This is a genomic window from Streptococcus mitis (genome assembly GCF_000722765.2).
Lineage (GTDB): Bacteria > Bacillota > Bacilli > Lactobacillales > Streptococcaceae > Streptococcus > Streptococcus mitis_AQ.
This window is the reverse complement of record NZ_CP028415.1, coordinates 281,184-306,613: the sequence shown is the minus strand read 5'-3', so window position 1 is coordinate 306,613 and position 25,430 is coordinate 281,184. Positions and strand designations below refer to the sequence as shown.

Here is a 25,430-nt window from a genome sequence, read left to right as displayed (position 1 = left end):
GACAAAAAGAGAAAGAAAACCGAACCTTGCGGTTCGATTCTCTACAAAATATTTTCGTAAGTATCGCGGACTTCTTGAGGCCAAACACTTGTTTGCACTTCTCCGATATGTTTCTTGCGAAGTAGGAACATAGCCATACGAGATTGTCCAATTCCTCCACCGATTGTCAATGGGAATAGACCGTTCAACAAAGCCTTGTGCCATTCCAATTCTAAACGGTCTTCATCACCTGTGATGGCAACCTGACGGCGAAGCGTTTCTTCATCTACACGGATTCCCATAGAAGACAACTCAAAGGCCCCACCTAAAGATTCATTCCAGACAAGAATATCGCCATTTAGACCCTTGTAGCCATTTTCAGACTCACTTGTCCAGTCATCATAGTCTGGCGCACGTCCATCGTGCGGTTTACCGTCTGGTAATTCACCACCGATACCAATCAAGAAGACAGCGCCAAATTCTTTACAGATTGCATTTTCACGTTCTTTCGGAGTCAAGTCTGGATAGCGTTCTACCAACTCTTCTGTATGAATAAAAGTGATTTGTTTTGGCAAGACAGATTCGATATCATAGCGAGCTTCAACAGCTAGCTCCGTCAGGCGAATAGCCTTATAAATCTTCTCAACTGTTTCTTTTAGATAGGCAATATTACGTTGTCCATTTGGAATGACCTTTTCCCAGTCCCACTGATCCACAAAGACAGAGTGGGTTGCATCCAGCGAGTCTTCGTCTGGACGAAGGGCCTTCATGTGGACGAAGAGACCCTCACCCTCACCGAAACCAAAACGAGCCAAAGTGTGGCGTTTCCATTTAGCAAGCGAATGCACCACTTCATAAGTTTCATCAGGAATCTGCAAAACCTTGACAGATACTGGATTTTCCACACCAGATAAGTTGTCCTGCATCCCGTCACCGACCTTGCTCAAGATAGGACCTTGAACTTCGACAACTTCTAGCTTATCTTTCAAATACTGGGTAAAAGTGTTTTTAACAAAGGAAATTTCTTCTTGTTGATGGATAAAACTTTTCTTCATAGGCTACTCCTCAAAAATTTAATTAAAAGCATTATACACCTATTTCCCAAAAAAGAAAAGAGAAAATTTAAAAAAATCAGTGTCACTCAAAACACTGATTTCATAGACCTTCTAGTCATTACGACCAAAGATACGTAGAATACTTAGGAAGAGATTGATAAAATCAAGATAGATACTGAGAGCCATTGATACAACCCAACCTGTCGCTACACGGCCTTGTGATTGTTCATAAGCGAGACGAATTCTTTGGTTGTCCCAAGCAATCAGCCCAGAGAAGACCAAGACCATGGCTACGCTAATCATATAATCAAAGAAACCGCTAGCCAAGAAAATATTAACTACCATGGCAATCAGCAAACCGATAAGAGCCGCCATCATAGCCCGACCAAGGCCACTCAAATCTTTCTTGGTGAAGATACCAACTGCCGCCATGACAAAGAAGAGAAGGGCGCTCGATACAAAGGCAGATAAAACGGTACCTGGAGTATAGAAGGCCACCACAAAACTGAGGGTAAAGCCGTTTAATACTGAGTAAAGTAAAAATACTGGAAGAGCCGCTGGACTATTCTTTGAAGCCATACTGCTGGCAACGAAAACCAAGGCTAGCTCCGCAAAAGTAGCAATGGTCAACCAGAGACGCCCCTGCATCAAAAAGTAAACCAACTGAGACTGAAAGACCGTCAACATAAGGCCTGATACCAAAGCAGATAGTCCAATTCCCAGACCAACAAAGGCATAAACCTTAGCGTAAAATTGATTGAGACCTGCGCGGTCTTGAATAATAGTGTGATTCATCTTTTCTCCTTTTCTATGAACATCTTTCCTTGATTATAACAAAGAAAGTTAAAATTAGCTTAAATGGAAAATCAAAATACCGGCCGCAACTGCAACATTCAAACTTTCCGCCTGCCCCTTCATGCTAATATGGACCAACTGGTCTGCACTTTCAACCATGAGGGGACTAATTCCTTGACCCTCATTTCCCATGACTAGTACAAAATTTTCTATAGGAGGCAGTTCTCTGTAATCAACAGAATCTTTAGATAGGGTTGTTGCCAGCACTGGGATAGCTGCTTCCTTAGCTTCCTCGAGAAGCCTTTGACTAGACATTCGGTAAATAGGCAGATGAAAATGACTGCCTTGCATGGAACGTAAGGTCTTGAGACTGTAGATATCTGCCGACTTTTCTGAAACAATCACTCCAGTAAAACCTGCTGCATCCGCAGTCCGAATGATAGTTCCCACATTACCAGGATCTTGTACATCTTCCAAAAATAAGAACTTGCCCTGACTCAGATCAGCTTGTCCTACTTCTTCTTTTTGAACCACCGCAACAATGCCCTGTGGAGTCTGAGAATCCGCCAAATCTAGCAAAATATCCTCTGAAACCCAGACAGTTTGCGGAAACGAGGCTAACTGATCTCGGTAATTTTCTAGGGCAAAGATTTTTTCAATCGTCACTCCAGCTTGAACAGCTTCTTCAAACAAGTGCCAGCCTTCAATCAAATAAGCAGACTTGCGGTATTTTTTTTGGTGTAATTTCTTGGCATTTTTTACCACAGAATTGGCTTTTGAGGTTATAATAGTCATAGAAATATTATAACACAATCAAAGGGGTTTGGTATGCAAAAGGTTAGAATGATTGCCCAAGGTAGGGTACAAGGAGTCGGATTTCGTTGGGGTGTTTACAGCCTGGCACTTGAAATTGGTGGCATCACAGGTCGGGTATGGAATAACGACGATGGCACAGTGGAAATCTTAGCCCAAGCAGACTCATCTGCTATCATGGCAAAATTTATCCAAGAAATCCGCAAAGGACCGACACCTTTTTCAAAAGTCAGCTACTTAGATGTCAAACTGAGCAACTTTCCTCCCTACCCTGACTTTAAAATCGCAAATTAGGTCTCTAGAACTATTGTATATTTTGTAAAAAAACAGTAGAATAGAAAGGTATAATTTTTAAAGAAGGAATAAAAACAGTGAAATCTATTAAACGTTTTGCACTCTCAGCTATGGGAGTGGCTATGTTGCTAGTCTTAACTGGCTGTGTCAATGTCGATAAAGCCACAGGACAACCCACAGGATTGATTTGGAATACTATCGGAGCGCCTATGGCTGAAGCTATCAAGTACTTCGCTACTGATAAAGGTCTAGGATTTGGTATGGCTATCATTATCGTAACCATTATCGTGCGCTTGATTATCTTGCCACTTGGTATCTATCAATCATGGAAGGCAACGCTTCACTCTGAAAAGATGAACGCCCTCAAGCACGTCCTTGAACCACATCAAACTCGTCTCAAGGAAGCAACAACTCAAGAAGAAAAACTTGAAGCTCAACAAGCCCTCTTTGCCGCTCAAAAAGAGCACGGCATCAGCATGTTTGGTGGTGTAGGATGTTTCCCTATCCTCCTTCAAATGCCTTTCTTCTCTGCTATCTACTTTGCTGCCCAACATACTGAAGGGGTTGCTCAAGCAAGCTACCTAGGCATTCCTCTAGGTTCTCCAAGTATGATTTTGGTTGCCTGCGCTGGTGTCCTTTATTATCTTCAATCGCTCCTTTCACTTCACGGAGTAGAAGATGAAATGCAAAGAGAACAAATCAAGAAAATGATTTACATGAGCCCACTCATGATTGTCGTCTTCTCCCTATTCTCACCAGCTAGTGTCACACTTTACTGGGTTGTTGGTGGTTTCATGATGATTCTCCAACAGTTTATCGTCAACTATATCGTTCGTCCAAAACTTCGCAAAAAAGTCCGTGAAGAACTGGCAAAGAACCCACCAAAAGCAAGTTCTTTCTCTACACCAAGTGGACGAAAAGACGTTACCCCTGAACAACCAACTGCTATCACAAGCAAGAAAAAACACAAAAATCGCAACGCTGGAAAACAACGTTCGAGATAAGAAGAAAAAGGCTTAGCTAGTTTGCTAAGTCTTTTTTGCAAGTCATACTCTTCGAAAATCTCTTCAAACCACGTCAGCTTCGCCTTGCCGTATATATGTTACTGACTTCGTCAGTTCTATCCACAACCTCAAAACTATGTTTTGAGCAGCCTGCGGCAAGCTTCCTAGTCTGCTCTTTGATTTTCATTGAGTATCAAAAGCCCGATGTTTCCATCAGGCTTCTTTTTTATCCATGTACACGTTTCATATAGTCTTGGTAACTTTCGGTATCCATGAGTTTTTTAGCGTTCTTAACGCGGTCTGCTGTTGGTGGTTTGACCCCTTCGAGTGAATATGGGATTCCCAATTCACGCCACTTGAACTCACCCATGGTGTGATAAGGTAGAATTTCAAACTTATCAACATTTTTGAGGGTCTTGACGAACTTACCAAGTTCAATCAAGTCATCATCTCTATCTGTCAATCCCGGAACTAGCACATGGCGAATCCAGACAGGTTTTCCAATATCTGATAGATACTGGGCACAGGCCAAGATATTTTTATTGGTTTGGCTAGTAACAATTTTGTGCTGTTCTTCGTCGATTTCCTTGATATCCAAGAGAACCAAGTCAGTGACAGCCATGAGCTTGTCAAACTTCTCAAGGTAACGGGGTTTATTACGGAAAGGCAGTGCACAGGTATCCAAGGTACAGTGAATTCCTTTTTCCTTGGCCTTGGTAAATAGTGCAATCAAGAAATCAATCTGCAAGAGGGCTTCTCCCCCACTGACAGTGATTCCTCCCTTGTCTCCCCAGAAACCGCGGTAACGTAAGGCCTCTGTCAAGACATCATCTACCGTCCGTTCACGTGATTTATTAGACTCCATAGCCCAAGTATCCGGGTTATGGCAATACTGGCAACGCATGTGACAGCCCTGCAAAAAGACAATAAAGCGAATACCAGGGCCATCTACCGCCCCAAAACTTTCTGTCGAATGCACCATTCCTGTCACTTGTCCATAATCAATTATTTCTTCAGACATATCGTTACCTTCCTTGAAAACGTTTTATAGTTTTATTATATCACGACTTGAAGGAAAAACAAGATTTTTGCCTATTTTTTAGAAAGCAATCTGTTTTTCAATTTCATTTTCAATTAATTATCATTTTATTCTTCAAAATCAAAACCATACAAGGTTGCAAAATAGTCCTCAGGGCGCTCTGCACGGCGGATTTGACGGGCTTTGCCTTCTTCAGTATAAAGGATTTCCGCAGAGCGAAGTTTGGCATTGTACTGGTAGCCCATTGAAAAACCGTGAGCACCTGTATCATGAATGACTAGCAAATCACCTATTTCTGTATGAGGCAGTTCGCGATTCACTGCAAATTTATCATTATTTTCGCAGAGAGATCCTACCACATCTACCACTTCAGCTGGTCCATCTGGATGGGTTACGTTAGTAATATGGTGGTAGGCTCCATACATGGCTGGACGCATGAGATTGACTGCTGATGCATCCACACCTAGATAGGTACGGTAGGTTTTCTTCTTATGAGTGACTCTTGTGACTAGAGCCCCATGAGGAGCTAACATAAAGCGACCCAATTCGGTGAAAATCTTAACCTGACCAAGACCTGCTGGCGTAAGAACCTCTTCATACACCTTACGAACTCCCTCACCAATCAAGGCAATATCATTTGGTTCCTGCTCAGGACGATAATTGACACCAATACCGCCAGAAAGATTGATAAAGTCTAGCGAAATGCCCAACTTTTCCTTGATTTCAACAGCCAATTCAAAAAGCTGACGCGCCAACTCTGGATAATAGAGATGGGTCACGGTATTGGACGCTAGGAAGGAGTGAATCCCAAAAGTCTTGGTTCCTTTTTCCTTCAAAATGGCAAAAGCTTCAAATAGCTGGTCCTTGGTCATGCCAAACTTGGCTTCTCCAGGATTGTCCATAATGTCTGTCCCTAGTTCAAAAACGCCTCCAGGATTGTAACGACAAGAGATAATTTCTGGAATGCCTGCTGCACGCTCTAGATGTTCAATATCTTCAAAGGCATCCAAGTTAATGGTCGCACCCAATTCACGTGCATAGGCGTATTCCTTGTCTGGCGTGTTGTTAGAAGAGAACATGATCTCAGAACCAGGGAAATTCAATTTATGACTCATCAAAAGCTCCACATAACTAGAGCAGTCCACACCGCAACCTTCCTCTTGGAGAATTTTCAAAATAGCTGGGGTTGGAGTAGCCTTCACTGCAAAATATTCCTTAAAGCCCTTGTTCCACGAAAAGGCTTGGTTGACGGCTCTTGCCTTCTCACGAATTCCCTTCTCATCATACAAGTGAAAGGGAGTCGGGAACTCGGCAACAATCGCTTCTAAGTCTTCTTTATTGATAAATGGTGTCTTCATAAGTTTCCTTCTATTCTATTTGCAAAGAAAGGCTGGGACAATCGTTCCAACCTTTAGTTCTATCTCTTATTTATCTTCGTCAAAGATATTGCCAACCTCAACATCGATGGCTTGGTTCTTGACATCAATATTGGTTACTTTCAAGAGTGACTTGTAGTCAAACTGCTTTTCGCGTTCTTCTTGAGCATTATCCGCAAAGACCGCTACACCTGCCAATTCTGAATCAAACTCACGCAAGAGACTGATCATCCCGTTGACAGTTCCGCCACCTTTCAAGAAGTCATCCACAATCAAGACACGGCTGCCAGCCTTGAGACTGCGTTTTGAAAGGAACATTTTCTCGATACGGTCACCACTTGAACCGGATACATAGTTGACGCTGACAGTTGAACCTTCGGTAATTTTCAGGTCGCGGCGCACAATAACAAAAGGAACATTGAGGACATTGGCAACTGCATTTGCAAGTGGAACACCCTTAGTCGCTACGGTCATAACCGCGTCGATTTTTTGGTCCATAAAGCTCTTGGCAATAATGCGTCCAATATTTTTCAAGATAGCTGGTGTGCTAAGCAAATCAGACAGGTAGATATAGCCACCTGGCAAGATACGGTCACTTTCTGACAACTTGGCACGCAAGTCCTCAACCATTTCCTTGGCATCATGGCTTGAGATTGATGGTGTGAAAATGACACCACCACCAGCACCAGTTACTGTCTGGATATGACCGATTTCAATTTCCTCAAAGGCACGTTTGATAATGACGATATCCTCTGAGATGGATGATTTAGCAGATTCATACTTTTCAGCAAAAGTATTGAGACTAGTTAGTTTATAAGGATTATTAATCAAATAGTTGGAAATAACAACCATCCGATCACTTCTTCTTAATTTCATTTCTATTTCCCACTTCATTTAATTTTGATATTTTATCTATTATACCATATTCACATAAAAAAACGAACATTCTTATCCTAAAAATGCTCGTTTTTCTTAAATTATTAATCTAAATCTGGTTTATAGAAGGAACGATTGTCCATAGCGAAGATTTTATTGGTCATCTCTCCTTTATCCACCAAAGCCAGAGCTGTTGACATCATCATCATGCTTGCATCCAGATTATCAATCATATGGATAATCTCTGCTTCCATAATGCGTGGACGGACTGGACTTCCATACTCAAGCAAGCCGTGGTGACTAAGGATGACGTGACGAAGCAGAACGACTTCTTCCTTGGTATCATCGATACCGAGTTCCATAACTGTCTTGGTAATTTCGCTATCAATTAGAGCAATATGCCCAAGGAGATTGCCTCTAACTGTGTATTCGGTCTGATCTGGTCCCGTCAACTCAATGACTTTAGCTAAGTCATGCAGCATAATCCCCGCATAGAGCAGGCTCTTATTGAGCTGAGGATAAACTTCGCTAATAGCATCTGCCAAACGCACCATGGTCGCCGTATGATAGGCCAAACCCGTTTCAAAGGCATGGTGATTAGTCTTGGCAGCTGGATAGGAGTAGAATTCCTTATCATACTTGGTGTAGAGCTTTCGGACAATTCGTTGCCAGACAGGATTTTCAATTTTAAAAATCATTTGCGACATGTAGTCACGGATTTCCTTGACATCAACTGGCGACTTGACCTTGAAATCAGCTGGGTCATTGGGTTCACCAGGTTGAGGCAGGCGAAGGGTAATTTGATTGACTTGAGGGGTGTTGTTATAAACTTCTCGGCGTCCTTTCATGTGGACAACCTTACCTGCAGTATAGGCCTCAACGTTATGAGGTTGGGCATCCCAGAGTTTCCCTTCAATCTCGCCACTATCATCTTGGAAGGTAAAAGCTAGGTAGTTTTTCCCAGCGCGAGTTTGTCTCAGGTCAGCTGACTTGATTAGGTAAAAGCCTTCAAACAGCTCATCTTTTTTCATGTGACTAATCTTCATATTCTTCCTCATTTTCTTGGAAATGGAGTAGATCAAGCGCAGGCTCACCTTCTGACAACTCAATGTGACGGAGCGTCCGCTCGATAGCTGTGGTACGACGGTTTAATAGTTCATCAATATTGCCAGAGGCATGTTGGAGGTGTTTTTGTGCCTTGACCAGAATGCCACCAAACTTGCCAAATTCAGTCTTGACACTGGCAAGAGTCTTGCTAATATGGTCGGCACTCTTTTGGATATTGAGAGTCTTGAAGCCAACTGATAGAGAGTTAAGCAGGGCTGATAGGGTACTTGGACCTGCGACAATAATCTGTTCCTCCCGTCTCAAATCATCAAAGAAGACAGGATTACGGACAATTTCTGAGTAGAGACCTTCGGTAGGGACAAATAAAACTCCAAAATTGGTAGTCCGAGGCGGTGCTATGTACTTGCTCTTGATATCCTTGGCAAAGCGCTTGACACTTGCTAGGAGTGACTTACGACAGCGTTCGATTTCATCCTTGTCACCTGCTTCATAGGCTTCTTCTAGGCGATAATAATCTGCCAGTGGAAACTTGGAGTCAATCGGTAGATAAACGTATTCCTGGTCTCCCTGTCCAGGTAACTTGATGGCATACTCCACTCGTTCACTGGAGTTTTCAACCGTTGTGTATTCTCTTTCGTACTGGGCAGGAGTCATGATGTCTTCGATGATTTGCCCCAGTTGCAATTCTCCCAGAATCCCTCGTGTTTTGGTTCCAGAGAGAACCTTGTTGAGAGCACCGACATCGCGAGCCACCGTCTGCATTTCTCCAAGGCCTCGATTGACAGACTCCAGTTGTTTGGAAACTGTCTCAAAGGAAGCCTGCAAGCGTGTTTGCAAGGTCTTTTCTAACTTTTCCTCGACCGTCTGACGCATTTGTTCCAAGCGTTGCTCATTTGATTCCTGCAAGGCTTGAAGGCGTTGGTCGGTCTTATCTCTGGTTTGGAGGAGATTATCTGTCATTTCTTGACGAACTTGAGTCAGGCCTTGATGCAATTCGATTCTCACTTCTTGCAAACGGTCACTGACAGCCACTTCCAAATCTTTTTGATCTAACTGGCTGGCTTGTCTTGCTTGTTCAAAGCGGTAATCCAACTGGTCTGACAAGTGATCTGCCTGATCCTCCAAGCTCTTACTTAGATGTTTTTCCTGCTTATCCTGCCTTTGCCAAATCAGAAAGATACCAGCTAGGTTGGCAATCAATAATAGAACAAGTAAACTTTCCATCCTACCTCCTGTCCTTACTATGCAGCACGACCACATAGCCATCTGGGCAAGTCACCGACACTTCCCTATCTATATATTCGTTAGAAGCGTACACTTTTTTAAAGAAAAAATTTTCCTCTGTCAACTCATACTTGGCACCAAGAATAGTCAGCTGGCTATCCCGAACCGGCATAAAGGCAAGATAGTCGTAGTCTGAACGGGGATGTAGCTGACTGGTCCCTTCTGGACAATAGGCAATCAAATTTTGCCCATCCTCAATCGCTATCTGGCGCATATAAGGTACCAACTTGGGATTGCTAGGTAGAAAGACGTTAGCCAGCATATGGTCAATACGACCTCCCAAAGCACCGAAAATAGTAACCTCAGCCTGAGGATTTTGCTCAAAGATGGTTAAGAGAGCCAATTCCAAATCTGTATCATCTTTTTCTGGTCGGGCTTGAACAAAATGCTGGGCACGTTTTTGAATCACCTGTCGCTCTTCTTCCGTCACAGAATCAAAATCTCCAACTGCTAGAGCAAGAGGCAAGTCTTCTTCCAAGACCCAGAGCGAGCCTCGATCCACACCAACAAAAGCATCAAAGTCCGTCCGATAATGACCACGGTCTCCGCCTGCAAAAACGGCAACCTTAGTCCAGTTGTTTTCTGAGAGTTTGTACTCGCTCATTGACATCTCCCTTAAAGACATAGGAACCTGCTACAAAAACAGTCGCACCAGCTTCTTTAGCTTGAGCAATCGTTTTATCATCAATCCCACCATCCACTTCGATTTCAAAGTTCAAACCTTTTTCCTCACGAAGTGCAACCAACTCACGGACTTTATCCATGGTTTCTGGCAGAAAGGCTTGCCCACCAAAACCTGGATTAACCGTCATGACTAAAACTTGGTCAACTAGATGAAGGACGTGCTGGATAGCTTCAACAGGCGTACCAGGATTGATAACGACTGAAGGCTTGACACCGAGTGAACGAATTTTTTGGAGGGCACCATGGATATGGGGTGTTGCTTCTACATGGATACTGATGATATCTGCACCTGCACGCGCAAAATCTTCTAAATGATGCTCAGGGTTTGACACCATCAAGTGGCAATCGAAAACCATTTTACTATGAGGACGAAGGCTCTCGACCACACCCGCACCAAAACTGATTTGTGGCACAAAATGACCATCCATAATATCGATATGGGCATATTCTGCCCCAGTTGCTTCTAGACGTTTGATTTCACGTTCAAAGTTGGCATAATCTGCTGCCAGAATTGACGGAGCAATCTTGTATTGAGACATAGGTTTCTCCTTATTTTGGAATTTTTTTGCTGACTTTTTTGTAGGTTTCTCTACGATTTTCAATTTCGCTAAGGAATTGCAGGTAGTTATCAAAACGGAAGGGCGCAATGGTACCTTCTTCTACAGCTGGCTTGACCGCACAAGAAGGCTCATGGGTATGGGTACAAGTGCGGAATTTGCAGTCTCGACTGATAGTGGCAATCTCTGGAAATGCCTGATTGAGGTCTTCAGCCGTTGATACTTCATAATCCAGTGATGAAAAGCCTGGTGTGTCTGCGATTTTACCCCCATTGAGGTTGTAAAAACTAACAGCTCGAGTGGTGTGACGCCCACGACCCAGACTGTCTGAGATTTCTCCTGTTTCAAGATTGAGATCTGGTGCGATTTTATTGAGAAGAGTTGATTTCCCAACACCTGTCTGTCCCATAAAGACTGTAACCTTGCCTGTTAACAAAGGCAATAGTTCCTCTTTACTAGTCACAAAGTCATAGCCGATGTCACCATAAGTCTGTTTATAAAAATCCAGTTCCCCTCTATCTTCCAGTAGGTCCATCTTAGAAATATAGACGATGGGATGAATACCCTTGTGTTCCAAAAGAACTAAGAAACGATCCAACAAATTGCTGTTAAAATCAGGTTCCTTGACGGACATGATTACTACAGCTTGGTCAATATTGACAATGGGCGGACGGACCAGACTGTTTTTCCGTTCATGAATCTTGAGGATATAGCCCTCTGAATTTTCCTCGGCAGAGAAATCTACCCAGTCCCCAACGTAAGGGGTATGACCTTTTTTACGGAAATTTCCACGCGCTCGTGTTTGATAGACTTGGCCCTCACTCTCTACATAGTAGAACCCAGCCAAGGCTTTAATGATTTGTCCCTGCATCTTAGAGTCCTTGCCCTTTAAGTGCATCTGCTAGGCTGGCAAATTCTGCCAAGCTGAGAGCTTCACCACGTACACTTGGTGACAAGCCTGCTTGGTCCAAAGCCTTGGTCAGCTTGTCCTTAACTTCCTCAGTCTTGCCAAAGTAACCTGTCAGGTTATTCCATAAGGTCTTGCGGCGATGGGTGAAACTAGCCTTAGAAACCTTAAAGAAGAAGTTCTCGTCTTCCACTGCTACGGCTGGCTCTGGACGACGCACCATTTTCAAGATGGCTGAATCCACATTTGGCGCTGGCACAAAGACCGTGCGAGGCACGATAAAGGCAACCTTGGCAGTCATGTAATACTGCACCGCAATCGACAAGCTACCATAAGCCTTGGTATTAGGTTGAGCGGAGATGCGATCCGCCACTTCTTTTTGCATCATGACGACAAACTCACTAAACGGAATGCCACTCTCAATCAAGTGCATGAGAATAGGTGTCGTGATGTAATAAGGCAAATTAGCCACTACCTTGATTGGCAGGTCAGGATTTTTGAAATTCTGGATATGTTGCGCCAAATCAACCTTGAGAATGTCCTCGTTGACTACAGTCACATTGTCAAAATCACGCAAGGTATCTGCCAAAATAGGCACCAAACGATGGTCAATCTCAAAAGCCATGACTTCTGCTGCACGCTCAGCCAAAAACTCCGTCAAGGCACCAATCCCTGGCCCGATTTCGATGACATTAACCTGATCATCAATCTCAGCCGTATCCACGATTTTTTGTAAAATATTGGTATCCGTCAAGAAATTTTGCCCAAAGGACTTTTTAAAAGTAAAACCGTGACGCTCCAGCACTGCCTTGGTCACGCTATAATCTGCAATTCTCATCTATTCTCTTTTCTAGTGTAAACGGCGTTTTATTATCCAAACAAACTCATTGTCTCCTGAACTCTGATAAATGAGCTCTGTTAAAGAAACATTTGGATTCGTCAATTCTTTTGTTTCTGTATTATAACTTGTTACTGTCTGCCCACCATGTCGTAGAAGCCATTCCGTATCCAATCTAGGCAGATATCTGTCCTTTTGAAGAAAACTACAAAACTCCTCAACTGTCATATCCTTCGGGACATCAAGATCCATCTGATGAGAGAAAACATCATCCCCCATGCAGATAGATTCTCTATCAACTCGTATTTTCATTTCACTCTTTCCTTGTAAACATCTATTTAAATATTATCAAAGTGAATCCCCTGACATAAATCTACTTACTTATATTGTAACACATTCCCCTTACATTTGGGGTCTGCTTAGCTGTTCTCATAAGATTTCATGGTTTCTTCCACTTCTGCCAAGGTAATCCCAAACAACTCTAAGCGCTTGAGGAGTTGCTTACCGTTAGAATAGCCGATTCGGAGAGCCTCTCCTAGATATTCTCTGCGCTTACGGCTATCTGCTCCTGCTAGAAAACCAAGGCGAATCAAGTCGCTACGACTGATGTCAAACTGACTCTCATGTTCAAATTGTTCTGTCACCTGAGCTAGAGCCGTTTTCAGGTCTTCATAGCTGGCATGCTCAATTCCCAAAGAACGCCCCTTGGTCTTGGACTTGGGAACAGCTTCATCTCGTTTGAGAAAGGCATGCTGAACTGTTGGAATGGCCGTCATAATCATGCGACGAATCCGCTCCCCATTAAAATCTGGGTCTGTAAAGACAATGACCCCATGGCGTTGGTGTAGACGCTGAATCCGCTCTAGATCCTGCTCATTGATGGCAGAACCTCGTGTCTCATAGGTCTCTACATCGAAGTAACGTTTAAGATTGGCCGTATCATCGCGACCTTCAACCACGATGACTTGAGAAATTTTTTCTTTCATTACTTGCTATCCAATCCAAAAATTCGTTCTGCATTTGCAGTCGTTGCTGCCGATAACTCCTCGGTCGTCATACCACGCAAATCCGCGATAAAATCTACTACATAGCGAGTGTAGGCTGTTTTGTTTTCGCGACCACGTTTAGGAACAGGAGCCAAGTAGGGAGCATCCGTCTCCACCAAAATCTTGTCCAAAGGTAACTCTTTAGCTGCTTCTTGGATGTCAGTTGCCTTCTTAAAAGTCACCACTCCTGAGAAGGAAATAGTCATGCCAAGCTCGACAAACTTCTCTGCCCATTCAAGAGTCCCTGAGAAAGAATGCATAATGCCACCTCGAGGGCCAACTCCCTCGCTCTTGATAACCTCATAAGTATCTTCCAGCGCATCACGGGTATGGACAACAAAAGGCAAATCCAAGTTCTTAGATAGCTGAATCTGACGACGAAAAACCTGCTCCTGCACTTCTTTAGGCGCTGTCATCCAATGATAATCCAAACCAATCTCACCTAAAGCAACTACCTTTGGATGCTTGAGCTTGTCAAGCAAGTAGGCTTCAATCTCCTCTGTGTAAGTTCCAGCTTCTGTCGGATGCCAACCAATAGTTGCATAGAGTTGGTCGTACTCATCTACCAACTCCAAGGCACGCTCAATCGTTGGTTGATCAAAACCAACAATATTCATCTGTGTCACACCCATATCAGCAGCTAAGGCGATTTCTTCTGCCTCACGACCTGCAAATTCTTCTACATTTAAGTGTGTATGTGTATCAAAAATCATCTCTTCTAACCTCGTTTTCTATCTTCTATTATACCAAAAAACTGCCCTCTCTCCTCATCTGTACAAAATATTCTAAAATCCATCGTCCTCTCTTGACGCTTTTTTTCCAAAGCAGTATAATAACACTTATTGAATTTTTCAACAAAGGAAACAACTATGTTTACAAAATTAAAACAGACCTTTATCGGTCGTCCTCTTAAGTCCTTAACCGAAGGAGAAGGGGGACTACTGGGAAAAATGCAGGCACTGGCCATGTTGTCAAGCGACGCTCTGTCCTCCATTGCCTATGGACCTGAGCAAGTAGTCCTGGTCTTGACTAGTCTCTCTCCTCTAGCTATATGGTGGAGCCTTCCTATCGGCCTCTTTGTCCTCCTGCTCCTAGCTAGCCTGACCGTTTCCTACCGTCAAATCATCCATGCCTATCCTCAAGGGGGAGGGGCCTATATGGTTACTCGAGAAAATCTATCTCCCCAACTTGGCTTGATCGCTGGAGGTAGTCTTCTGGTTGACTATATGCTGACCGTAGCGGTATCTGTTTCATCTGGAGCGGACGCTATCACAGCAGCTCTCCCTTCTCTTCACCCTTACAACCTCCACATCTCCATTTTTCTGGTTTGCTTGCTCATGCTCCTGAACTTACGGGGCTTAAAAGAATCTGCCAGCTCACTGATGATTCCTGTCTATCTCTTTATCATCAGTACTGTCTTTCTCTTGCTCTATGGAATCTTTCAACTAATGACAGGTTCTCTCAGCTATCAGGCAACTTCACCTATTGGGCATGCTGTTCCGAGCCTGTCTATCGTTCTCATCCTAAGAGCTTTTACCAGCGGTTCTGCCTCTCTGACAGGGGTTGAAGCTATTTCAAATGCCGTTCCCTTTTTCAAGGCTCCAAAAGAAAAGAATGCCGCTCAAACCTTGACCATTATGTCACTGATTTTAGGTTTCCTTTTTGCTGGTATCACCTTCCTAAACTACTGGATGGGGATTATGCCTCAACACGGAGAAACTATTCTTTCACAGATGGCTCAGGGGATCCTTGGCACTTCCTTCTTAGGCCACCTTGGGTATTATATCTTCCAATTCTCCACAGCCTTGATTTTGGCCGTAGCTGCCAATACTGGCTTTTCGGCCTTCCCCATGCTGGCTTATAATATGGCTAAAAACAAATACATGCCCCATCTCTTTATGGAAAAAGGAGACCGCCTAGGCTACTCCAATGGAATTTTAACTCTGGCTTTTGGGGCTATGATTCTTCTTCTCATTTTTAATGGCAATACCGAACGCTTGATTCCTCTTTATACTATTGGGGTCTTCGTTCCCTTCGCCCTTTCTCAGACTGGGATGATTCGTCATTGGAAAAAGGAAAAAGGGGCCAACTTCTTAAAACCTGCTCTTGCTAATATCCTTGGAGCAATCATTTGCTACGCGATTGTGCTAATCCTGCTCTTTTTCCGTCTCAGTGATATCTGGCCTTTCTTCCCTATTATTCTCGTACTCACTCTACTCTTCTTGGCAATTCACAGTCATTACCAAAAAGTAGCCCAACAACTGCGACTCTATGAAGGAATCGAAAAACGTACTTACGACGGCAATCTGGTTCTGGTCCTAGTAGGAAATGTCACCCGTGTCAGCATCGGAGCCATTAACTACGCTCAAAGTATCGGTGATGAAGTCTTAGCCATGCACATTTCTACTAAGGAAACAGCAGAAAAAGACCAAGAAATTCTCCAAGAATTTGCCGATTACTTCCCAACCATTACTCTGAAAAATATCAAGACCAGCTATCGCGACATCATCACCCCTACTGTCAAGTATGTCAAACGGATTTCCGAGGAAGCTCAGAAAAAGAACTATACAGTCACTGTTCTCGTTCCCCAGTTTATCCCTAATAAACCTTGGCAGAATATCCTGCACAATCAGATGAGTCTCAAACTCAAATACGCCCTTCGTTGGCACCAAGACGTTGTTGTCGCTAGCTACTCCTATCACTTAAAAGAATAAAGAAAAGGCCCTACCAGAACCAAGAAGCGTCTGGTAAGGCCTTTTTCTGAATCCATCCACTATGCTTATACTCAATGAAAATCAAAGAGCAAACTAGGAAGCTAGCCGCAGGCTGCTCAAAACACTGTTTTGAGGTTGCAGATGGAAGCTGACGTGGTTTGAAGAGATTTTCGAAGAGTATTAACTGAAAAGCATGACTAGGAATATCATTGAATATGGTTAGCTAAATCTTCCTGAGCTTTTTTATTTGACTCAGCTTTTTCTTTCAGCCATTTTTCATAGAGTTCTTGGTACTGTTTAGCGGTTACTGGCTCTTTTTGCAATTCAACATATTTGTAGTTGTCTGCATTTCCTTTATTCCCAACGAATGAGAATGGGCCTGTAAACGGTACAGTCTTACGGAAGATTGGATTAGCTCCACCACTTTGAACTGGTAGGAAGAGGGCGCTATCTGTCAACCAAGCTTGGGTTTCAGCATATTTTTCATAGCGAGCTTGAGTATCTGTGATTTCCGCATCTGCTTGATCCAAGAGTTTCTTATAATCAGCAAGACCAATCTTGTCCTTAACTTCCTTGTCTTTTCCTTCAGACAAGCCCATGTTTTTCAACTGAGAACCTGTCTCTGGATCAAGGATGGCTAGGTAAGTCTTAGGATCTGAGTAGTCTCCACCCCATCCTGAGATGTCAATATCATAGTCTTTTTGTTCTGCTGTATCTGCAAAGTAGGTTGCTTGGTCTTTTTCATCTGGAGAAAGTTGGATAACATCAATGACTACATTATCCTTACCAAGGGTTTCTTCCACTGTTTGTTTGAAAGATCCAGCCTGTTGCACATCCAACTTAGCAGTCTGGTCAACTGGCATATCCAAATGAATTGGGAAGGTTACTCCTTGAGCTTGCAGACTTTCTTTGGCCTTAGCAAACTTCTCTTTGGCCTTGTCAGGGTTCAAGAAGGCTTGCTTACCATCGTTTAGGTTAATATTTGCCCAATCTTTACCGTAGTTGACAATTTTTTCATTGACAATATCACCAAAGTTCTTATCTCCAACTTGGACAAAGTTACTTGGTGTAACTGTGTTACGCAAGATACGGTCTGCTCCATCTTCACCATTTGTCTGTGCTGCATAAGCATGACGGTCAAAGGCAAAGTTGATAGCCTGACGGAAATCTTTATTCTGCATAGCTGCGCGTGAATCTGTCTTTTCCTTATCAGACTGTTTCATAGTCTGCTTGTAACTTTGACGATTGACGTTGAAAAGATAGTAGAAAGTAACTGAGTTTTGTGGTGTGTAGGTAATCTTGTCCTCATTGCCCTTCTTGAGTTCAGCAAAGACTGAACTTGTTGGGAAGATACGGCCATCTGTATAGTTACCATCCAAGAAACCTCTAGCAATGCTGTCTTGGTCAGAACCGTCAAAGAAAGAAAGTTTCACTTTCTCAATTTTAACATTGTCCTTATCCCAGTAATTAGGGTTTTTATCAAACTCAATCAAAGATTTTGATGAGAAAGATTTAAACAAGTAAGGACCATTTGACAAGATACTTGATGGTGTTACACTTCCAAAGTCATCTCCCTTAGACTTCAAGAAGGCTTCATTTACAGGATTAAGGATACTTGCTGTTGTTTTAGAGTTCCAATAAGTCTCAGGTTGATTGAGAGTGTATTGTAGCGTGTAATCATCCACTGCCTTAACACCAACAGCTCCAAAATCAGATGATTTCCCTTCAACATAGTCTGCTAGACCCTTGATGGAATCTTGTACCAAGTACAAGTTTTCAGCCTTTTTATCAGCCGCATACTTGAGACCAGTCACAAAGTCATGAGCTGTTACATCCGCATACTCTTCTCCTTCAGAAGTGTACCATTTAGCTCCCTGACGGATCTTATAAGTGTAAGTCAAGCCATCTTTTGACACAGTCCATGACTCAGCCATAGAGGGGATGAGATTGCCATACTGGTCATTTTCCAACAACCCATCAATCAAGTTGGTTGTGATACTAGATGTAGAGTCTCGTGTAGAAGTAATATAATCCAAGGTATCTGGGTTGCTGACAAAGATATAAGAGTAAGTCTTGTCTGCATTACTTGATTGGGATGACCCGCATGCCGCTAGAGCTAGACCTGCTGTCAAAGCCATAACTCCAAAAAGCATAACTTTTGATTTCTTCATGATTATTCTCCATTTTTTACAGTATGTGAAATATTATACACTATTTGAGCAAAAATATAAAGCATTTTTGAACTTTTTTACAAAAATAAAAATCAGTAGACTCGAGTTCCTACTGATTTTTGTTATGGTTCGTTTGGATTATGCAGCCAAAACTTTGCGTCCTTTACGACGACGAGCTGCCAATACGCGACGACCGTTTTTAGTTGACATACGGTTACGGAATCCGTGTTTGCGCGCACGACGAAGTTTACTTGGTTGATAAGTACGTTTCACGATGAATACCTCCTCATAGATTTTGTATTCGTTTAGCCGGCTATAAAGTGATCAGTTACTAAACATACTTTACTATTCTATCTGATTCTTTCACTTTTGTCAATAGCTCAAGGCAAATGTTTCCAGCTTTTTCGAATGTAAGCCCTATCTACGATACTGTTTCAAGAAACGAGTCATCTTTTCTTGAATTTGGGCTAGTTCATCGACACGAGGAAGGTAAACAATACGGAAGTGGTCTGGTTCCTGCCAGTTAAAGCCTCGACCATGAACCAAAAGAACCTTTTCCTGCTTCAAGAAATTAAGGACAAACTGCTCATCATCATCGATACGGTACATATTACGGTCGATTTTAGGGAAGATATAGAGCCCAGCTTTGGGTTTAACCGCAGACAAACCTGGAATCTCTTGAATGGCATTATAAATGAAATTTCTTTGCTCGTAAATTCGTCCACCAGGAAGGAGCAATTCATCGACTGATTGGTGACCACCCAAGGAAGTTTGTACGACTTGTTGGGCCAAAACATTAGAGCAAAGGCGCATATTGGACAGCATATTGAGACCTTCAATATAGCCCTTGACATGAGTCTTAGGTCCAGACAAGACCATCCAACCCACACGGAAACCAGCAATACGGTGGGATTTTGATAGACCATTCATGCTGACACAGAAGACATCTGGTGCCAAGCTAGCCACCGGCGTATGCACATGCCCATCCATTACCATGCGGTCGTAAATTTCATCCGCAAAGATAATCAAATCGTTTTGACGGGCAATCTCAATAATCTCCAGTAAGAGTTCCTTAGGATAAAGGGCTCCAGTTGGGTTGTTTGGATTGATAAGGACGATTGCCTTGGTATTGGAAGTGATTTTTGACTTGATATCATCAATAGCTGGGTACCATTCTGCAGCTTCATCACAGATATAGTGAACGGCATTTCCTCCAGCTAGGCTGACAGCCGCTGTCCAAAGAGGATAGTCTGGCATAGGCACCAAGACCTCATCTCCATTGTCCAAAAGCCCCTGCATAGACATGACAATCAACTCACTAACACCATTTCCAAGGTAGATATCATCAATATCTACATTTGGGAATTTCTTCAATTGGCAATACTGCATGATGGCCTTACGGGCTGAGAAAATCCCTTTGGAGTCAGAATAACCTTCACTATCACGCGCATTCATAATCAAGTCATGAATGACTTCGTCTGGCGCTGTAAAACCAAATTCTGCTGGATTTCCTGTATTCAGACGTAAAATCTTTTCTCCGTTTGCTCGCATCCGCATGGCTTCTTCCAAAACAGGACCACGGATATCATAAGCAACATGCTCTAACTTACTAGACTTGTTATATTCTTTCATCTTGTTTCCTCAATTCGTCAGGATAGTAATATTATACCACTAGAAAGATAATGCGACAAGTTTACTGAAATGTATTACTAAAATCCTACAGAAGAAAAACCTCGCTAAAAGCGAGGAAATAGGGGAGATAGCAGGTATTTTGCGAAAGTCACATCACATACCAAAAGATAAACCTAGAAAAAGCAAGCCTAAAAAGGAGTCATAAAGAAGATTGAACATGAGGAAAAGTCCCCATATCATCAAGTAATCCCAACGCCCACTTCGTTTAGCGACTAGGAATAATACCAAATGGTAGAGTAGGTGAAAGACTAAAAAGCCAACAAAACCTGGATAGAGAAGTGGAATTAGCTTCTCTAATTGCCAGATCATAATAACTTCTACCAAGACTGAAACTAGGATAATTCCATAATAAAGGAAATTTAAATTTTTTGTTTCTTGAAAAGAGTTCTTCATCATTCTCCCTCCCTTCACTTCTTTCCTGCTATCCTTTCTTTTATTTTATCATATATTTATATAGTTTTTAAGCGCTAATATTCTTTTAGAAAATACTTTTTTTGCTTTACTTCTATAGTGAAAAGGTTTACAATGATAGTAAGAAAATTTCAGGAGGTTTCATTATGGCACAACGTTACCAAAATATCATGGTCGCAATCGATGGTTCTAAAGAAGCAGACTTGGCTTTTGTCAAGGGAGTTCATTCTGCTCTACGAAACGACGCTAAACTGACCATCGCACATGTCATTGACACACGCGCGCTCCAAAGCGTATCCACCTTTGATGCTGAAGTTTACGAAGAACTCCAAGTCGACGCTGAAAGTCTGATGAAAGAGTACGAAAAACGTGCTAAAGATGCTGGTGTGGCAGATGTTCATATCGTCATTGAAATGGGAAATCCAAAGACCCTACTGGCACGTACTATTCCCGATGCTGAAGAAGTGGACCTCATCCTCGTTGGCGCAACTGGTCTCAACGCCTTTGAACGCCTCTTGGTCGGTTCTTCATCTGAATACATCCTCCGCCATGCCAAAGTCGATTTGCTGGTTGTGAGAGAACAAGAGAAAACCTTATAATCACGAAGAAAAGGAGCTCAGCGCTCCTTTTTGTTTACTATTTATACTCTTCGAAAATCTCTTCAAACCACGTCAACTTCCATCTGCAACCTCAAAGCAGTGTTTTGAGCAGCCTGCGGCTAGTTTCCTAGTTTGCTCTTTGATTTTCATTGAGTATTATTTCTCTCTTTATGACGTTCATAAGCCTTGAGTTGGCGCTGCAGTTCCTTTTTAATGGCAGGCTCTGGAGCATATTTTTCTTCCCAATCATCTGGTTTTAAGATTTTATGGGTCACTGGATCAAAATGAGCCTTGCCATCTGGAAAAATTTTCCCCATATTGGCCTGATGGACAATGTCAAAAATACGTTCTGGGTCGACCCCCATCAAGACAAAACTACCATAGGTGAAGTAAAGCGTGTCAATCAAAGCATCCACTTGTCCCACCAAATCTTGCTGGGCAGGTGTCTTCTTGGCTACTTTCTCTGCTGCCTTATCAAGGGCTTGATGAAGTTGCGATAGAGCTTGACCAAAGTCCTCTTCAGAAGGACTGGCAGCTCGAACAAACTCCACCAATTCTTCTATTTTAAAGCCAGCCCTGTGGGTTGCACCTTCTAAATCCCAAGCTCGAGGTTCTTCTTGGGTTCGTTCATCCATCATGTGGTGGAAGGTCTTGACCTTATTGAAATGATAGTCACGGCTGACAAAAACTTTTTCTGAAGCTAGAACACCAAAATGTTCCAAGGCCTTGTGGATTCCATCTTGCTGATTGCTAGTGGTGATGTGCTTTGCCACTTCCTTGACACTGCTACTACCATTTCCCATAGCGACCGACATACCGACACCTGCCAGCATTTCTAGGTCATTATCTGAGTCACCAAAGGCCATGACTTGGTTGAGGTCAAAGCCATATTCTTTCCCGACTCGGCGTATGCCTTCCAATTTAGAGTTTCCTTGATTGATGACATCTGCTGCAAAAGGATTGCTACGTGTCAATTTCAAATCTTCAAAATCAGCTTCTGCCTTCTCAGATTCTTCTGGTGTCATCAGCATCAAAACTTGGTAGATGGGCTGATTCATTAGTTCAAGTAGGTCTTCTTCCTTTTGGGGAACAATCTTGCTGACCATACAATTAAAGGAATGACTCACCGTACGAGTTAAAACAGAGGGAACGAAGCGACTGATTCGTTGGGAAAAAGAACCCAAACCAAAGGACATGATTTTAGAACCCAACATGGCATCCTTGGTCCCTAGGGCAATCTCCTTGCCCTCTTTTTTAGCATACGTAATAAGCTGACGCAAATGTAACTTGGAAATAGGGCTCGTGAACAAGACTTTGTCTTTAGTAAAGATATACTGGCCATTATAGGTTACCGCAAAATCCAGATCCAAATCGTCCATCAATTCCTTAACAAAAAAAGGTCCTCGACCCGTTGCTACACCAACTAGCACTCCTTGTTCTTTGACAATCTTAATCGCGTCCTTAGTGGATTTCAAAACACTCTTGCGATCGTTGACCAAGGTTCCATCGATATCAAAAAAAACAGCTTTGACTTCCATCCTATCCCAATCTCCCCTTTTGTGATACAATGATTATACCACATTTCAGAAAGAGTGAGTAAATCATGCCTAAGAAAATCCTTGTTTTACATACGGGTGGAACTATTTCCATGCAAGCCGATGCTTCTGGCGCTGTTGTGACAAGTTCAGATAATCCCATGAACCATGTGTCCAATCCCCTCGAAGGAATCCAAGTCCACGCCCTAGACTTTTTTAACCTGCCAAGCCCCCATATCAAACCCAAGCATATGCTGGCCCTCTACCAGAAAGTTAAAGAGGAAGCTTCTAACTACGATGGAGTGGTGATCACACACGGGACCGATACTTTAGAGGAAACAGCTTATTTCCTTGATACCATGGAAGTTCCCCATATACCCATCGTTCTAACAGGGGCCATGCGTAGCTCCAATGAACTCGGTAGCGACGGTGTTTATAATTATCTGAGTGCTTTACGAGTGGCTAGCGATGACAGGGCTGCTGACAAAGGAGTTTTGGTTGTTATGAACGATGAGATCCACGCTGCCAAGTATGTTACCAAAACACATACGACCAATGTCAGTACCTTCCAAACTCCTACTCACGGCCCCCTTGGTCTCATCATGAAACAGGAAATCCTCTACTTCAAAACAGCTGAACCTCGTGTTCGCTTTGACCTTGATCACATACAAGGCTTGGTACCTATCATCTCGGCTTATGCTGGTATGACAGATGAGCTGATTGATATGCTGGATTTGGAACAACTGGACGGTTTGATTATCCAAGCCTTCGGAGCTGGTAATATTCCCAAAGAAACGGCTCAAAAATTAGAAAGCCTTCTGCAAAAAGGAATCCCAGTCGCCCTGGTTTCACGATGCTTTAACGGTATAGCGGAGCCTGTTTATGCCTACCAAGGTGGGGGCGTGCAGTTGCAAAAGGCAGGTGTTTTCTTTGTCAAAGAACTTAACGCCCAAAAAGCCCGCTTGAAACTCCTCATCGCTCTCAATGCCGGACTAACAGAACAGGCTTTGAAAGACTATATGGAAGGCTAAGTCTCCTCTCCAGAAAGCAAAATCAGGAAATCTTCACGATTCCCTGATTTTTTCTATTTACGTTTTCGTGTTGAACGACGTTCTGTTAATCCATGAGGTAAGAGAACTTCACGTTCTTCCAACTCTTCCTTGTGCATAATCTTAGTCAACATACGCATACTAATAGCACCAAGGTCATAAAGAGGTTGGGCAATAGTTGTCAAGTTTGGACGGGTAAAGCGTGAGACTTGCGAATCATCACTAGTAATAATTTCAAACTCTTCTGGTACTGATACACCCTTATCAGCAAGGCCGTTCAAGACACCTGCTGCCAGTTCATCACCTGTTACAACTGCTGCAGTTGCGTTTGATGAAATTAAACGCTCTGCCAAGGCATAGCCATCTTCATAAGTGTATTTAGATTCAAATACCAATCCTTCGCTATAAGAAATACCTGCTTTTTTCAAGGCTTCCTTGTAGCCAACCAAGCGAACCTTACCATTGATGTCATCCACTAGTGGACCGCTAACGAAAGCAATGCGCTCGTTCTCTTTAGCAAGGTAGGTTACTGCATCAATCGTTGCTTGTTTGTAGTCAATATTGACACTTGGAAGCTGATGTTCTACATCCACAGTTCCTGCAAGAACAACTGGTGTTCGAGAACGAGAAAACTCTGAACGAATTTTTTCAGTCAAGTGGTACCCCATAAAAATGATACCATCCACTTGCTTAGAAAACAGGGTGTTAACCACTGAAACTTCCTTGTCATCATCCTCATCACTATTAGCAAGGACGATGTTATACTTGTACATTTCAGCGATATCATCAATTCCTTTAGCAAGCGTTGAGAAATAACCATTGGTAATATTGGGGATCACGACACCGACAGTGGTTGTCTTTTTACTTGCAAGACCACGCGCCACGGCATTTGGACGGTAATCCAAACGATCAATCACCTCAAGCACTTTTTTACGAGTATTCTCTTTTACATTCTTATTGCCATTGACTACACGGCTAACTGTCGCCATTGAAACTCCTGCTTCACGGGCGACATCATAAATCGTTACTGTATCGTCTGTATTCATTTCATTTCCTTTCTATATCATACCTCACGAGACTCCAAAAAAAGAGACGATATGAAAATTTCGTTTTCATGATTCTACTTATTCCATTTTATCACTATTTGTAAACACTTTCAAGCTTTTTTTGAAGATTGTTTGAAAAAAATTTCATAGAAAACTATGTTTATGAAGAAAAAATCGCCTTTTCTTGATTTTTAATCCTATTTGCTGTATGATAATGGAAAAGAAAGGAGGCAAAGATATGGCTTTTACCAATACCCACATGCGGTCTGCTAGTTTTGGCATTGTTACCAGCTTGCCTGATGATGTCATTGACTCTTTTTGGTATATCATCGACCACTTCTTAAAAAATGTCTTTGAATTGGAAGAAGAACTCGAGTTTCAATTGCTTAATAACCAAGGAAAAATTACCTTCCATTTTTCAAGTCAACACCTCCCTACAGCTATTGATTTTGACTTTAACCATCCTTTTGACCCTCTTTATCCGCCAAGAGTACTGGTTTTAGACATGGACGGTAGAGAAACTATCCTCCTCCCAGAAGAAAATGACCTATTTTAAAAACTCTAGCCTTCAGTTACAAACGACTGAAGGCTAGAGTTT

Annotated in this window: 27 protein-coding genes; 6 read left to right on the top strand and 21 right to left on the bottom strand. The window is 42.6% G+C overall.

The window, feature by feature from the left end; all coding sequences use genetic code 11:
• Nucleotides 1-41: 41 nt before the first annotated feature.
• From asnA to SK637_RS01580, 3 genes are all read right to left on the bottom strand, one after another.
• Complete coding sequence (asnA, locus tag SK637_RS01595; protein ID WP_033688114.1) at nt 42-1,034, bottom strand: aspartate--ammonia ligase; 993 nt, start codon at nt 1,032-1,034, stop codon at nt 42-44.
• A gap of 111 nt (nt 1,035-1,145) precedes the next feature.
• On the bottom strand, nt 1,146-1,829 hold the full coding sequence (locus SK637_RS01585; protein WP_033688112.1) for a Bax inhibitor-1/YccA family protein: 684 nt from the start codon (nt 1,827-1,829) through the stop codon (nt 1,146-1,148).
• Between the two features lie 54 nt (nt 1,830-1,883).
• Nucleotides 1,884-2,624: a TrmH family RNA methyltransferase gene (locus SK637_RS01580; RefSeq protein ID WP_033688110.1), complete on the bottom strand. Its 741-nt coding sequence runs from the start codon at nt 2,622-2,624 to the stop codon at nt 1,884-1,886.
• Nucleotides 2,625-2,657: 33 nt separating this feature from the next.
• Here SK637_RS01580 and SK637_RS01575 point away from each other — a divergent pair, with 33 nt between their 5' ends.
• The gene (locus SK637_RS01575) at nt 2,658-2,936 is read left to right on the top strand and encodes an acylphosphatase (protein WP_001174612.1); all 279 of its coding nucleotides are present in this window, start codon (nt 2,658-2,660) and stop codon (nt 2,934-2,936) included.
• A 77-nt stretch (nt 2,937-3,013) separates the two neighbouring features.
• Entirely contained in the window at nt 3,014-3,940 is a 927-nt protein-coding gene (gene yidC / locus SK637_RS01570; RefSeq protein WP_033688109.1) for a membrane protein insertase YidC, read from the top strand.
• Nucleotides 3,941-4,166: 226 nt separating this feature from the next.
• Here yidC and pflA read toward each other — a convergent pair whose 3' ends face one another.
• The 12 genes from pflA to SK637_RS01510 form a co-directional block, all read right to left on the bottom strand.
• Nucleotides 4,167-4,961: a pyruvate formate-lyase-activating protein gene (gene pflA, locus SK637_RS01565; RefSeq protein WP_033688107.1), complete on the bottom strand. Its 795-nt coding sequence runs from the start codon at nt 4,959-4,961 to the stop codon at nt 4,167-4,169.
• Nucleotides 4,962-5,086: 125 nt separating this feature from the next.
• Nucleotides 5,087-6,337: a diaminopimelate decarboxylase gene (locus tag SK637_RS01560; RefSeq protein ID WP_033688106.1), complete on the bottom strand. Its 1,251-nt coding sequence runs from the start codon at nt 6,335-6,337 to the stop codon at nt 5,087-5,089.
• A gap of 66 nt (nt 6,338-6,403) precedes the next feature.
• Entirely contained in the window at nt 6,404-7,231 is an 828-nt protein-coding gene (gene purR / locus SK637_RS01555; protein WP_004238844.1) for a pur operon repressor, read from the bottom strand.
• 104 nt (nt 7,232-7,335) lie between these two features.
• The gene (locus tag SK637_RS01550; RefSeq protein WP_000703213.1) at nt 7,336-8,277 is read right to left on the bottom strand and encodes a 3'-5' exoribonuclease YhaM family protein; all 942 of its coding nucleotides are present in this window, start codon (nt 8,275-8,277) and stop codon (nt 7,336-7,338) included.
• Complete coding sequence (locus SK637_RS01545) at nt 8,267-9,523, bottom strand: DNA recombination protein RmuC (RefSeq protein WP_033688105.1); 1,257 nt, start codon at nt 9,521-9,523, stop codon at nt 8,267-8,269. The genes SK637_RS01550 and SK637_RS01545 overlap by 11 nt, the downstream gene beginning before the upstream one ends.
• A gap of 1 nt (nt 9,524) precedes the next feature.
• The gene (locus tag SK637_RS01540; RefSeq protein WP_033688104.1) at nt 9,525-10,187 is read right to left on the bottom strand and encodes a thiamine diphosphokinase; all 663 of its coding nucleotides are present in this window, start codon (nt 10,185-10,187) and stop codon (nt 9,525-9,527) included.
• On the bottom strand, nt 10,150-10,806 hold the full coding sequence (gene rpe, locus SK637_RS01535; protein ID WP_033688103.1) for a ribulose-phosphate 3-epimerase: 657 nt from the start codon (nt 10,804-10,806) through the stop codon (nt 10,150-10,152). Before rpe ends, SK637_RS01540 begins: the two co-directional genes overlap by 38 nt.
• 10 nt (nt 10,807-10,816) lie before the next feature.
• On the bottom strand, nt 10,817-11,695 hold the full coding sequence (gene rsgA / locus SK637_RS01530; RefSeq protein ID WP_033688102.1) for a ribosome small subunit-dependent GTPase A: 879 nt from the start codon (nt 11,693-11,695) through the stop codon (nt 10,817-10,819).
• Between the two features lies 1 nt (nt 11,696).
• Nucleotides 11,697-12,569 (bottom strand): 16S rRNA (adenine(1518)-N(6)/adenine(1519)-N(6))-dimethyltransferase RsmA, encoded by an 873-nt coding sequence (rsmA, locus tag SK637_RS01525; protein ID WP_001216838.1) that lies wholly within the window; start codon nt 12,567-12,569, stop codon nt 11,697-11,699.
• Between the two features lie 12 nt (nt 12,570-12,581).
• Nucleotides 12,582-12,881 (bottom strand): hypothetical protein, encoded by a 300-nt coding sequence (locus SK637_RS01520; protein ID WP_033688101.1) that lies wholly within the window; start codon nt 12,879-12,881, stop codon nt 12,582-12,584.
• 107 nt (nt 12,882-12,988) lie between these two features.
• Entirely contained in the window at nt 12,989-13,555 is a 567-nt protein-coding gene (rnmV, locus tag SK637_RS01515; RefSeq protein WP_033688099.1) for a ribonuclease M5, read from the bottom strand.
• Nucleotides 13,555-14,328 carry a TatD family hydrolase gene (locus tag SK637_RS01510; RefSeq protein WP_033688098.1) on the bottom strand — a complete coding sequence of 258 codons (774 nt, stop codon included), beginning with the start codon at nt 14,326-14,328 and terminating at the stop codon, nt 13,555-13,557. Before SK637_RS01510 ends, rnmV begins: the two co-directional genes overlap by 1 nt.
• A 156-nt stretch (nt 14,329-14,484) precedes the next feature.
• Here SK637_RS01510 and SK637_RS01500 point away from each other — a divergent pair, with 156 nt between their 5' ends.
• Nucleotides 14,485-16,329, top strand: a complete 1,845-nt coding sequence (locus SK637_RS01500) for an APC family permease (RefSeq protein ID WP_033688097.1) — start codon at nt 14,485-14,487, stop codon at nt 16,327-16,329.
• Between the two features lie 206 nt (nt 16,330-16,535).
• Here the strand turns inward: SK637_RS01500 and SK637_RS01495 are convergent, their stop codons facing one another.
• From SK637_RS01495 to SK637_RS01480, 4 genes are all read right to left on the bottom strand, one after another.
• On the bottom strand, nt 16,536-18,500 hold the full coding sequence (locus SK637_RS01495; protein ID WP_033688096.1) for a peptide ABC transporter substrate-binding protein: 1,965 nt from the start codon (nt 18,498-18,500) through the stop codon (nt 16,536-16,538).
• Nucleotides 18,501-18,638: 138 nt separating this feature from the next.
• Nucleotides 18,639-18,773 carry a 50S ribosomal protein L34 gene (gene rpmH / locus SK637_RS01490; RefSeq protein ID WP_000831905.1) on the bottom strand — a complete coding sequence of 45 codons (135 nt, stop codon included), beginning with the start codon at nt 18,771-18,773 and terminating at the stop codon, nt 18,639-18,641.
• Nucleotides 18,774-18,917: 144 nt separating this feature from the next.
• On the bottom strand, nt 18,918-20,132 hold the full coding sequence (locus SK637_RS01485; RefSeq protein ID WP_033688095.1) for a pyridoxal phosphate-dependent aminotransferase: 1,215 nt from the start codon (nt 20,130-20,132) through the stop codon (nt 18,918-18,920).
• A gap of 153 nt (nt 20,133-20,285) precedes the next feature.
• Nucleotides 20,286-20,588, bottom strand: coding sequence for a hypothetical protein (locus SK637_RS01480; protein WP_033688094.1), 303 nt, complete (start codon nt 20,586-20,588; stop codon nt 20,286-20,288).
• 161 nt (nt 20,589-20,749) lie between these two features.
• Here SK637_RS01480 and SK637_RS01475 point away from each other — a divergent pair, with 161 nt between their 5' ends.
• The gene (locus SK637_RS01475) at nt 20,750-21,202 is read left to right on the top strand and encodes a universal stress protein (RefSeq protein WP_000079148.1); all 453 of its coding nucleotides are present in this window, start codon (nt 20,750-20,752) and stop codon (nt 21,200-21,202) included.
• A gap of 146 nt (nt 21,203-21,348) precedes the next feature.
• On the opposite strand, the gene SK637_RS01470 is transcribed toward SK637_RS01475, so the two are convergent.
• Entirely contained in the window at nt 21,349-22,740 is a 1,392-nt protein-coding gene (locus tag SK637_RS01470; protein WP_033688093.1) for a Cof-type HAD-IIB family hydrolase, read from the bottom strand.
• Between the two features lie 65 nt (nt 22,741-22,805).
• On the opposite strand from SK637_RS01470, the gene SK637_RS01465 reads away from it, so the two are divergent.
• Nucleotides 22,806-23,768 (top strand): asparaginase, encoded by a 963-nt coding sequence (locus tag SK637_RS01465; protein ID WP_033688092.1) that lies wholly within the window; start codon nt 22,806-22,808, stop codon nt 23,766-23,768.
• Between the two features lie 53 nt (nt 23,769-23,821).
• On the opposite strand, the gene ccpA is transcribed toward SK637_RS01465, so the two are convergent.
• Nucleotides 23,822-24,832, bottom strand: coding sequence for a catabolite control protein A (gene ccpA / locus SK637_RS01460; RefSeq protein ID WP_001090628.1), 1,011 nt, complete (start codon nt 24,830-24,832; stop codon nt 23,822-23,824).
• Between the two features lie 238 nt (nt 24,833-25,070).
• Between ccpA and SK637_RS01455 the strand changes: the two genes are divergently transcribed.
• Nucleotides 25,071-25,388, top strand: a complete 318-nt coding sequence (locus tag SK637_RS01455) for a DUF960 domain-containing protein (RefSeq protein WP_000886035.1) — start codon at nt 25,071-25,073, stop codon at nt 25,386-25,388.
• Nucleotides 25,389-25,430 lie beyond the last annotated feature (42 nt).